The organism is Streptomyces sp. ADI95-17 (genome assembly GCF_003846175.1).
Taxonomy (GTDB): Bacteria; Actinomycetota; Actinomycetes; order Streptomycetales; family Streptomycetaceae; genus Streptomyces; species Streptomyces sanglieri.
Map to the genome: position 1 here is coordinate 183,392 of NZ_ML123045.1, position 10,501 is coordinate 193,892.

Annotated in this window: 9 protein-coding genes and 1 pseudogene; 7 read left to right on the plus strand and 3 right to left on the minus strand. The window is 69.2% G+C overall.

Annotated features, from left to right (window positions below; all coding sequences use genetic code 11):
• Positions 1 to 48 precede the first annotated feature (48 nt).
• Positions 49 to 489 carry a winged helix-turn-helix transcriptional regulator gene (locus EES42_RS08965; RefSeq protein ID WP_323187721.1) on the minus strand — a complete coding sequence of 147 codons (441 nt, stop codon included), beginning with the start codon at positions 487 to 489 and terminating at the stop codon, positions 49 to 51.
• 103 nt (positions 490 to 592) lie between these two features.
• Here EES42_RS08965 and EES42_RS08970 point away from each other — a divergent pair, with 103 nt between their 5' ends.
• From EES42_RS08970 to EES42_RS08990, 5 genes are all read left to right on the plus strand, one after another.
• Positions 593 to 1,249, plus strand: coding sequence for an NAD(P)-dependent oxidoreductase (locus EES42_RS08970; RefSeq protein WP_124717617.1), 657 nt, complete (start codon positions 593 to 595; stop codon positions 1,247 to 1,249).
• Positions 1,250 to 1,645: 396 nt separating this feature from the next.
• Positions 1,646 to 2,176 carry a toxin-antitoxin system HicB family antitoxin gene (locus tag EES42_RS08975; protein WP_124717618.1) on the plus strand — a complete coding sequence of 177 codons (531 nt, stop codon included), beginning with the start codon at positions 1,646 to 1,648 and terminating at the stop codon, positions 2,174 to 2,176.
• A 67-nt stretch (positions 2,177 to 2,243) separates the two neighbouring features.
• A complete protein-coding gene (locus EES42_RS08980; RefSeq protein ID WP_124717619.1) occupies positions 2,244 to 3,089 on the plus strand; it encodes a DUF4097 family beta strand repeat-containing protein in 846 nt (281 codons plus the stop codon).
• 81 nt (positions 3,090 to 3,170) lie between these two features.
• Entirely contained in the window at positions 3,171 to 4,163 is a 993-nt protein-coding gene (locus EES42_RS08985) for an ATP-binding cassette domain-containing protein (RefSeq protein WP_124718463.1), read from the plus strand.
• A complete protein-coding gene (locus EES42_RS08990; protein ID WP_124717620.1) occupies positions 4,160 to 4,948 on the plus strand; it encodes an ABC transporter permease in 789 nt (262 codons plus the stop codon). The genes EES42_RS08985 and EES42_RS08990 overlap by 4 nt, the downstream gene beginning before the upstream one ends.
• A gap of 306 nt (positions 4,949 to 5,254) precedes the next feature.
• Here EES42_RS08990 and EES42_RS44650 read toward each other — a convergent pair.
• A pseudogene (locus EES42_RS44650) lies at positions 5,255 to 5,359 on the minus strand (type II toxin-antitoxin system YoeB family toxin); the annotation flags it as partial.
• A gap of 226 nt (positions 5,360 to 5,585) precedes the next feature.
• Here EES42_RS44650 and EES42_RS08995 point away from each other — a divergent pair.
• Complete coding sequence (locus EES42_RS08995; RefSeq protein WP_124718464.1) at positions 5,586 to 7,907, plus strand: SF1B family DNA helicase RecD2; 2,322 nt, start codon at positions 5,586 to 5,588, stop codon at positions 7,905 to 7,907.
• Positions 7,908 to 8,036: 129 nt separating this feature from the next.
• Positions 8,037 to 9,326: a citrate synthase gene (locus EES42_RS09000; protein ID WP_072489174.1), complete on the plus strand. Its 1,290-nt coding sequence runs from the start codon at positions 8,037 to 8,039 to the stop codon at positions 9,324 to 9,326.
• A 495-nt stretch (positions 9,327 to 9,821) separates the two neighbouring features.
• Here the strand turns inward: EES42_RS09000 and EES42_RS09005 are convergent.
• Positions 9,822 to 10,501 (minus strand): HAD-IC family P-type ATPase (locus EES42_RS09005; protein ID WP_124718465.1); only part of this gene is annotated, 680 nt, incomplete at its 5' end.

Sequence of the window (10,501 nt, forward strand, 5' to 3'; positions counted from 1 at the left end):
CAGAGTCGTATCTGGCGTCGGGTGCTTCCGGGGAGGGATCTGGGGGGATCAGGAAGCCTCGACGTTGGGGGAAAGCGAGGGGGGTCCGGTCTTGCGACCGGGCCCCGTTTCGTGTGTCCGGGCGCGGGTGGGGCTTCCGTGAGCGTCCCTCGCGTCCGTCAGCTCCGGCAGATGCGCCGCCGCCCACGCGCAGCAGGCGGCCATCGGGGCGAGCAAGGTGCGGCCCAGTGCGCTCAGTTCGTAGTCCACCCGCGGGGGGATCCCGCCATGGACGGTACGGGTGACGAGGCCGTCCCGCTCCATCGACCGAAGCGTCTCGGTCAGCACCTTCGGCGTGATGCCGCGCAGCGGGACCTCCAGCTCGCTGAAGCGCCGCGGGCCGGCCTCCAGACACCTGATGATCTTCGGGGTCCATTTGCCGCCGATCCGGAACGGTGAGGCGGCATGGGAGCAGCCGGTGAACATTTCGGGATCAAGTGGTTGGCTCACCCTGGCGAGCGTACGTAACTATCGTTGCGGAAACCATGGGGTGCGGGGCTAGCGTCCGGCTCAACTGCCCGCGAATCCGCGGGCCTTGGCGAGGGGAACCCTCATGAGCAGCAGGATCGTCGTCTTCGGAGCCGGCGGGCGGGCCGGACGGCGCGCGGTCGCCGAGGCGGTGGCCCGCGGGCATCTGGTCACCGCGGTCGTGCGGGACACGGGCAAGCACCGGGGTCTGGCCGGTGAGGGCGTGAGTGTGGTCGCCGGTGATGTCACCCGGGCGGACAGCGTCGCGGAGGTCGCGGCGGGACACGATGCGGCGATCAACGCGGCCGGCCGGCTCGACATGCCGTCGGCGGAGTTCTACAGCAGCGCGGCCCACGCACTGCTGGACGGCTTGGCCAGGGCCGGGGTCGGCCGGCTGGTCCTCGTCGGGATCGGATCCACGCTGGAGACCGCACCCGGGGTGGCGGTCCATGACGCCCCCGGCTTCCCCGGGGAGGCGCGGGCCTTCTCGCTGGGCCACACCGCGGAACTCGACGTGCTGCGCGCCGCGGAGACGGACATCGACTGGCTCGTCATCGCCCCGCCGCCCGTCATGCTGGACGACGAGGCCCCACGGACCGGCCGGTACCGGACGGGAGACAACCGGGTGCTGCCGGCCGTCGACGGCGCGACCTCCTTCTCCTACGCGGACTTGGCGGTGGCGCTGATCGACGAGATCGAGAGCCCGAAGCACCATCGCTCGCTGACCGCGGTGGCGGCCTGACCGCATCCGGCACGGGCTGTCGTACCCACCCGGTATCCGGCACGGGCTGTCGTACCCACCCGGTATCCGGCACGGATGCCTCCACCGTGCCGAACACGGCTGTCCTCGAAGGCGTGCCGGAGCGCATCACGTACGCCGATCGAGAAGAACGGGTACCCGGTCGCGCGCGTCGGCACCGGTCGTGGTGCCGACGGTTCGCGCGGCCATAGTGGCGCCATGTGGCACCACGTAGTGCCACCGGAGGTGCCAGAGGGGCCGAGATCCCGTGTGGTGCCGCATTGATGCAATGTGATGTCAGAACATTTTCGCAGGTCACAGAGGTTGTGCTGACGGTGTCGCGCGATTGCCGTCCTTGCGGGGTTGCGCGTGGCGCCACTGTGGTGCCACTATGGCGTCATGGACCTCACGCCGTATGTCGACAACCTCCGCCGCGAACTCGCGGTGGCCGCCGAAGCCGGCGGCGAAGAAGCCCGCGAGCTGGCCGAGCGGCTCACCGCTCCGCTGGAGTCGGCGACCCGCCTGACGATGCTCAATGTGCTCTCCGCCGCGATGGACGAGATCACCCGTGAACTCGCCCCCGGCTCGGTCGACGTACGGCTGCGCGGGCTCGACCCCGACTTCGTGGTGACGAGGCCGGCGGGCGAGGAGGTGTCCGGGGAGCGGAGTGCGCCCGCCGAGCCGCTCCAGGCCCCGGCCCCGGCGCCCGTCGACGGTGACGAGGGTGGCACCGCCCGCGTCAATCTGCGTCTGCCCGCCCACCTCAAGGCGCGTGCCGAGGAGGCCGCGAACCGCGAGGGCCTGTCGGTCAACGCGTGGCTGGTGCGAGCCGTGTCGGCCGCGGTCGACGGCGGAGACCGGCCGCGTACGACGGAGAAGACCCGCACCGCCCGCAGCTACGGACAGAGCTTCACGGGCTGGGTGCGCTGAGCGCGCACCCGACCCTGCCCGATTTCACCCGGAATTTCAGCCTGAGACCCAAGAGGACGGGACAGCCATGCCTTCTTTCAACACACCCCAGCCGATCTCCGTGACCGCCAACGTGGAGGCCGGATCCATCCGGTTCGTCGCCACCGACCGGCCCGACACCGTCGTCGAGGCGCGGCCCCGCGACCCCAAGAAGGACCAGGACGTGCGGGCGGCCGAGCAGACCGAGGCCACCTGTGCGGGCGGTCTGCTGACCGTCAGGACGCCCAAGGGGCGCCGCCTCATCGGACCCTCCGGCGCCGTCGACGTGACGGTCGAACTGCCCGCGGGCTCGCAGGTGGAGGTGACCGGTGCCTGGGCCCAGGTGCAGGGCGAGGGCCGGCTCGGCGAGGTCCGGGTGAAGACCTCCGTGGGGGACGTCCGTCTCGACACCACCGGCCCGCTGACGCTCGCCACGTCGCACGGCTCGATCGCCGTGGACCGGGTCGAGGGCCGGGCCGAGGTCACCACCAGTACCGGCAATGTGCGCGTCGGCTTCGTGGACGGCCCCGCCGTCCTGAAGAACTCGAACGGCACCACGACCGTCGGCACCGTGACCGGTGAACTGCGGGTGGGCGGCGCCAACGGCAGCATCGACATCGCGCGCGCCGAGGCGTCGGTCACCGGCACCGCGACCAACGGACTCCTGCGCGTGGCCGACGTCGCCCGCGGCGAAGTCCAGCTGGAGACCTCCAACGGCTCCATCGAGATCGGCATCCGCGAGGGCGCCGCCGCCTGGCTCGACGTCAGCTCCAACCGCGGACAGGTGCGCAACTCGCTCGCCGCGTCCGGGGCCCCCGAGCAGGCCGAGGACTCCGTCAAGGTCCGCGCCCGGACCAACTGGGGCAACATCGACATCCTCCGCGCCAAGGCCTGACCCGCCCAAGCAGCAGACAGATCACTCCACTTCACCGCTCGGCACGCCTTCCAGGGGGAGGACCCCATGTCTTTTTCTGTCATGCCCACACCAAGGACTGACGGCGGGCAGCCGCCCGTCCTCGCAGTCTCCACCGCCGATCTGCGCAAGTCGTACGGCGACAAGACCGTTCTCGACGGCATCGATCTGCGGATCCCCGCCGGCACCGTGTTCGCGCTGCTCGGGCCGAACGGCGCCGGCAAGACCACCACCGTGCAGATCCTGTCCACGCTCATCGCCGCCGACAGCGGACGGGCCCAGGTCGCGGGCCACGACGTCGCCACCGCGCCGGACGGGGTGCGCGCCGCGATCGGCGTCACCGGACAGTTCGCCGCCCTCGACGATCTGCTCACCGCCGAGGAGAACTTGCTCCTCATGGCCGACCTGCTGCACCTCGGCAAGCGCGAAGGGCGCAGGCGGGCCGAGGAGTTGCTGGAGCGGTTCGGCATCGCGGACGTCGCCAAGAACCGTGCCGCTACCTTCTCCGGCGGCATGCGGCGCCGTCTGGACCTCGCGATGACGCTGGTCGGCGACCCGAAGGTGATCTTCCTGGACGAGCCGACGACCGGGCTCGACCCGCGTAGCCGCCGCACGATGTGGGACACGGTGCGTGCGCTGGTCGCCGGGGGCGTCACCGTCTTCCTCACCACGCAGTACCTGGACGAGGCCGACCAGTTGGCGGACCGGATCGCGGTGCTCGACGGCGGCCGGATCGTCGCCGAGGGCACCGCCGACGAGCTCAAGTCGCAGATCCCCGGCAGCCATGTACGGCTGCGGTTCGACGCCGTCGATGAGTACGAGCGCGCGGCCGCCTCCTTCCCCGGCGCGGCCCGCGACGACGAGAACCTCTCCCTGCGGGTGGCGAGCGACGCCGGCATGGAGGCGCTGCGCACCCTGTTCGACCGGCTGGACACGGCCGGAGTGCGGGCCGCCGACTTCTCCGTTCACACCCCTGACCTCGACGACGTGTTCCTCGCCCTGACCGGCGATGGCACCGACGCCACCCCGCTCCACGTCAAGGAGACCCTGCGATGAGCACCCTCACGTACGCCGTGCACGACTCGATGACGATGCTGCGGCGCAACATCAAGCACGCGCTGCGCTACCCGGCCGTCTCGCTCGGCCCGGCCATGATGCCCATCCTGATGCTGCTGCTCTTCGTGTACGCCTTCGGGGACTCGATCGGTGCCGGTCTGCCGGGCTCCGGCGGCCGGGACGCGTATCTGGAGTATCTGACGCCCGGCGTCATCATCATGGGCGTGGCCGCCGGGGCCATGTCGACCTCGATCGCGGTCTGCCAGGACATGACCGAGGGCATCATCAACCGCTTCCGCACCATGAACATCACACGCTCGTCGTTCATGACGGGCCATGTCATCGGCTCCGTCATCACCACGGTGGTGAGCCTGGTCATGGTGGTGGGCGTGGCCCTCGCGCTCGGCTTCCGCCCCGACGCGAACCCGCTGGAGTGGCTGGCCGCGGCCGGGCTGATCGCGGCCATCGCCTTCGCCGTGGCCTGGCTGTCGGCGGCGCTCGGCCTGATCTCCAAGACGGTCGAGTCCGCGAGCAACAAGCCGCTGCTCATCCAGTTCCTGCCGTTCCTCGGCTCGGCGTTCGTGCCGGCCGGTTCGATGGCGCCCGGCCTGCGCTGGTTCGCCGAGTACCAGCCGTTCACGCCGATGACCGAGACCCTGCGCGGCCTGCTCACCGGCTCGGCGATCGGCAACAGCTGCTGGATCTCCCTCGCCTGGTGCGCCGGTATCGCCCTGGTCGGCTACGTCTGGTCGCGCTCGCTCTTCAACAGCACCACCAAGCGCTGAACACCGTCATACCCGAGGGCGGGGTCCTCACTCCCGGCAGCCGGCCGGCCGGGAGTGAGGGCCCCGCCCGACGCGACGCACTTCACCGTCACACAGGATCCGCTGCTGCTCGCTCTCCACGATGCCGCAGCGGTCGCTTCCGGTCGCGACTCCGACCTGCTGACCTGCGGGGGCAAGAAGACCCTGGTGGCGGATGACGCGGGCGACAGTGAACTGGAGCGAGGATTCCGCGTTGCGGCAGCGCGTCGGGGCAACTGTTCCTGACCTCCGCATCACCGTGCGTCGGCCGCCGTGGCGGCGCGGCGGTCAGACGCGCGGGGGCCAGCCGTAGTGATACCGCGCCCGCACGATGACGAGTTCCGACTCCGTCGCCCTGTACACCAGGCGGTGCTAGTCGTCGATGCGCCGTGTCATGCGTCGGGTCGTTCTCAGACCGGAAGGCGCAGTCCTCCACGGACATGAGGACCGCGTGTCCCTTGAGGAAGAGGTGCTTTCGAGCCTCGCCGGCCGGTGTCGACATGGCTGACCACTTTCCTGCTGTGACGCTGCGACTCAGTGGAACCAGTGAGCGGGCGGGCCTTCTCGTCCGCGCCCCGCGATGTCAGCACCGCCGGGTACCGTCACAGGCATGGCCACCATGTCCTCCACGACCTCCTCCACACCCAACATGGCCGTCCTCGAAGGTGTGCTGGAGCGCATCACGTACGCCAACGAGGAGAACGGATACACGGTCGCGCGCGTCGACACCGGTCGCGGCGCCAACGACCTGCTCACCGTGGTCGGTTCGCTGCTCGGTGCGCAGCCCGGCGAGTCGCTGCGCATGGAAGGGCGCTGGAGTTCGCACTCGCAGTACGGCAAGCAGTTCACCGTCGAGAACTACACGACGATCCTGCCCGCCACGATCCAGGGCATCCGCCGCTACCTCGGCTCCGGGCTGATCAAGGGCATCGGCCCGGTGATGGCCGACCGGATCACCACCCACTTCGGCGTCGACACCCTAGACATCATCGAGAAGGAACCGAAGCGGCTCGTCGAGGTCCCCGGCCTCGGACCCAAGCGCACGAAGATGATCGCCGCGGCGTGGGAGGAGCAGAAGGCGATCAAGGAGGTGATGGTCTTCCTCCAGGGCGTCGGCGTCTCCACCTCCATCGCCGTCCGCATCTACAAGAAGTACGAGGACGCCTCGATCTCCGTCGTCAAGAACCAGCCCTACCGGCTGGCCGCCGACGTCTGGGGCATCGGCTTCCTCACCGCCGACAAGATCGCCCAGGCGGTCGGCATCCCGCACGACAGCCCGGAGAGGGTCAAGGCCGGTCTCCAGTACGCGCTGTCGCAGTCCACCGACCAGGGGCACTGCTTCCTCCCCGAGGAGCGGCTGATCGCGGACGGCGTGAAGCTGCTCCAGGTCGACACCGGCCTGGTCATCGAGTGCCTCGCCGAACTGGCCGAGGACCCGGAGGGAGTCGTACGGGAGAAGGTGCCCTCGCCCGAGGGCGGCGAACTCGTCACCGCCATCTACCTGGTGCCCTTCCACCGTGCCGAGGTCGCCCTCGCCGCCCAGGTGCAGCGGCTGCTGCGGACGCCCGAGGAGCGGATGCCGGCCTTCGCGGACGTGGACTGGGACAAGGCGCTGGCCTGGCTCGGTACGCGTACGGGGGCGAAGCTGGCGCCCGAGCAGGAGGCGGCGGTCCGGCTCGCGCTCAGCCGGAAGGTCGCGGTGCTGACCGGCGGGCCCGGCTGCGGGAAGTCGTTCACCGTCCGGTCGATCGTGGAGCTGGCACGGGCCAAGAAGGCCAAGGTGGTGCTGGCCGCGCCGACCGGGCGGGCGGCCAAGCGGCTCTCCGAGCTGACCGGCGCCGAGGCCTCCACCGTCCACCGGCTGCTCGAACTGAAGCCGGGCGGCGACGCCGCGTACGACCGGGACCGTCCGCTGGACGCCGATCTGGTGGTCGTCGACGAGGCGTCGATGCTCGATCTGCTGCTGGCCAACAAGTTGCTGAAGGCGGTGGCACCCGGTGCCCATCTGCTGCTCGTCGGGGACGTCGACCAGCTGCCCTCGGTAGGCGCGGGGGAGGTGCTGCGCGATCTGCTCGCCGACGGCAGCCCCGTTCCCGCGGTCCGGCTCACCACGATCTTCCGCCAGGCCCAGCAGTCCGGCGTCGTCACCAACGCACACCGGATCAACTCCGGCATTCCGCCCCTCACTCAGGGCCTCAAGGACTTCTTCCTCTTCGTGGAGGACGAGACGGAGGACGCCGGAGTGCTCGCGGTGGATGTCGCGGCCCGGCGCATTCCGGCCAAGTTCGGGCTGGACGCGCGCCGGGACGTGCAGGTCCTCGCCCCGATGCACCGCGGCCCGGCCGGCGCGGGCACGCTCAACGGACTCCTCCAGCAGGCCATCACCCCGGCCCGCCCGAACCTCCCCGAGAAGCGGTTCGGCGGCCGGGTCTTCCGGGTCGGCGACAAGGTCACCCAGATCCGCAACAACTACGACAAGGGGGAGAACGGCGTCTTCAACGGCACGGTCGGCGTCGTCACCGCCCTTGACCTGGACGAACAGACGCTGACGGTGCTCACCGACGAGGACGAGGAGATCGGCTACGACTTCGACGAGCTCGACGAGCTGGCGCACGCGTACGCCATGACGATCCACCGTTCCCAGGGCAGCGAGTACCCGGCCGTCGTCATCCCGGTGACGAAGAGCGCCTGGATGATGCTCCAGCGGAACCTGCTGTACACCGCTGTGACCAGGGCCAAGAAGCTCGTCGTGCTGGTCGGCTCACGGCAGGCGATCGGCCAGGCGGTCCGCACGGTTTCCGCAGGCAGACGCTGTACGGCGCTGGATTACCGGCTGGCGGGGGGCTCGGGCGGAGGATCGGCGGAAAAAATGATCGATCAAATCGGTGGGAAACATCACGCAGCCCTTCCGGAACCGGAACCGAGGGGGCAGGATGAGTAAGTTCGCGGCACTCAGTGCCGCGAGTAGGTCCAATGGACGACCCCGAGTGCACTCTCCTGAGCCAAATGGGGGAGGGTGGAGACAGTCAGGGAACCTCGAAGAAGAGGCACTACGTCGGTGAGGGATGACGTGAGCGACAACTCTGTAGTACTGCGGTACGGCGATGGCGAGTACACCTACCCGGTGATCGACAGCACCGTCGGCGACAAGGGCTTCGACATCGGGAAGCTCCGGGCCAATACCGGTCTGGTGACGCTGGACAGCGGATACGGCAACACCGCAGCGTATAAATCCGCCATCACCTACCTCGACGGTGAGCAGGGCATTCTCCGCTACCGCGGCTACCCCATCGAGCAGCTCGCCGAGCGCTCGACGTTCCTGGAGGTCGCGTACACGCTCATCAACGGCGAGCTTCCCAAGGTCGACGAGCTGTCGACCTTCAAGAACGAGATCACCCAGCACACGCTGCTGCACGAAGACGTCAAGCGTTTCTTCGACGGCTTCCCGCGCGACGCTCACCCGATGGCCATGCTGTCCTCGGTCGTCAGCGCGCTGTCCACGTTCTACCAGGACAGCCACAACCCGTTCGACGAGGAGCAGCGCCACCTCTCGACGATCCGGCTGCTGGCCAAGCTGCCGACGATCGCGGCGTACGCGTACAAGAAGTCGATCGGCCACCCCTTCGTCTACCCGCGCAACGACCTCGGGTACGTCGAGAACTTCCTGCGCATGACCTTCTCGGTCCCCGCCCAGGAGTACGACCTGGACCCGGTCGTCGTCTCCGCGCTCGACAAGCTGCTCATCCTGCACGCGGACCACGAGCAGAACTGTTCGACCTCCACCGTGCGTCTGGTCGGCTCCTCGCAGGCGAACATGTTCGCCTCGATCTCCGCCGGCATCTCGGCGCTGTGGGGCCCGCTGCACGGTGGCGCCAACCAGTCGGTGCTGGAGATGCTGGAAGGCATCCAGGCCAACGGCGGCGATGTCGACTCCTTCATCCGCAAGGTGAAGAACAAGGAGGACGGCGTCCGGCTGATGGGCTTCGGCCACCGCGTCTACAAGTCCTTCGACCCGCGCGCCAAGATCATCAAGGCCGCCGCCCACGACGTGCTGTCCGCGCTCGGCAAGTCCGACGAGCTGCTCGACATCGCGCTGAAGCTGGAGGAGCACGCGCTCTCCGACGAGTACTTCGTCTCGCGCAACCTCTACCCCAACGTGGACTTCTACACGGGCCTGATCTACCGGGCCATGGGCTTCCCGACCGAGATGTTCACCGTGCTCTTCGCGCTCGGCCGTCTCCCGGGCTGGATCGCCCAGTGGCACGAGATGATCAAGGAGCCGGGTTCCCGCATCGGCCGCCCGCGCCAGATCTACACCGGCGAGGTCCTGCGCGACTTCGTCCCGGTCGAGGCTCGCTGAACCTCGTAACACCCCCCGGCCGCCGAGGCCGGTCGACTTCGCCCCGCGTACCGCGCTTTCGCACAGAGCGCGGTGTCCGGGGCGATTTGCGTGCCCGGCGGTCCGTTCACCGTCGAGCGGCAGAAAGAAGCGCCCCGCCATCGATCCCCCCACGGGCCGACAGCGAGGCGCTTCCCATGTCCCGGAGCGGATTCCCCCCACGGGATCCGGCCGGGCGTCTGTGGGAGCCGAAGCTCCAGCGTTCCTCAACCACTGCGCACTGCGTTCGCTGCGCTCTTCAGTTGTCCTTCCGGTGCGGTCTGCCGGGGTACGTACGCACGGGAGGGCCGCTCAAAGCTCCCCGGTGCACGTGCCCCGGCCAACGCTTGCCCGCAGCGTCCCCCAAGACGCTCCGACGGACGTCCCCCAAGACATCCTTGGCATCGCACTCTTAGACTCACGAACCCGCCGGATGGTTACCCCGAAATCCATGTGATCTGGATCTCTTTGTGGAAATTACGTGAAGGCGCGCAACCGGAGGCTGTTCGTCACGACGAAGACCGATGAGAACGCCATCGCCGCTCCCGCAATCATAGGGTTGAGCAGGCCAAATGCCGCAAGGGGCAGGGCGGCTGTGTTATAGCCGAATGCCCAGAAAAGGTTGCCTTTGATCGTGGTCAGGGTGCGCCTGGAGAGCCGGATCGCGTCCACGGCCACCTTGAGATCTCCACGAACCAGCGTGAGGTCGCTCGCCTCGATCGCGGCGTCCGTGCCGGTCCCCATCGCCAGCCCGAGGTCCGCGGTGGCGAGGGCGGCCGCGTCGTTGACCCCGTCCCCGACCATGGCGACGGAGCGCCCCCGGGCCCGCAGCCCCTCGATGACGTGCACCTTTTCCTCGGGGAGCACCTCGGCGTGGACCTCGTCGATCCCGACGGCACGGGCCACGGCCTCGGCCACGGCACGGTTGTCACCGGTCAGCAGAACGGGATGGAGCCCGAGCGCGCGGAACTCGGCGACGGCCTCCGCACTGGAATCCTTGATCCGGTCGGCCACCGCGAGGACGCCGCGCGCCTTCCCGTCCCAGGCGACCATGACCGCGGTACGGCCCTCGGCCGCCGCGTCCGCGACGGCGCCGGAAAGGGCCTCGGGGACGTCGACGCCCGCGTCGGCGAGCAGTTGCGGACGGCCGACGAGGA

What these genes read in the sequence shown, in the direction of transcription:
- EES42_RS08985 (WP_124718463.1), top strand. Translation starts at nt 3,171, where the DNA reads ATGCCCACACCAAGGACTGACGGCGGGCAGCCGCCCGTCCTCGCAGTC.
- EES42_RS08975 (WP_124717618.1), top strand. Translation starts at nt 1,646, where the DNA reads ATGGACCTCACGCCGTATGTCGACAACCTCCGCCGCGAACTCGCGGTG.
- EES42_RS08990 (WP_124717620.1), top strand. Translation starts at nt 4,160, where the DNA reads ATGAGCACCCTCACGTACGCCGTGCACGACTCGATGACGATGCTGCGG.
- EES42_RS08995 (WP_124718464.1), top strand. Translation starts at nt 5,586, where the DNA reads ATGTCCTCCACGACCTCCTCCACACCCAACATGGCCGTCCTCGAAGGT.
- EES42_RS08980 (WP_124717619.1), top strand. Translation starts at nt 2,244, where the DNA reads ATGCCTTCTTTCAACACACCCCAGCCGATCTCCGTGACCGCCAACGTG.
- EES42_RS08970 (WP_124717617.1), top strand. Translation starts at nt 593, where the DNA reads ATGAGCAGCAGGATCGTCGTCTTCGGAGCCGGCGGGCGGGCCGGACGG.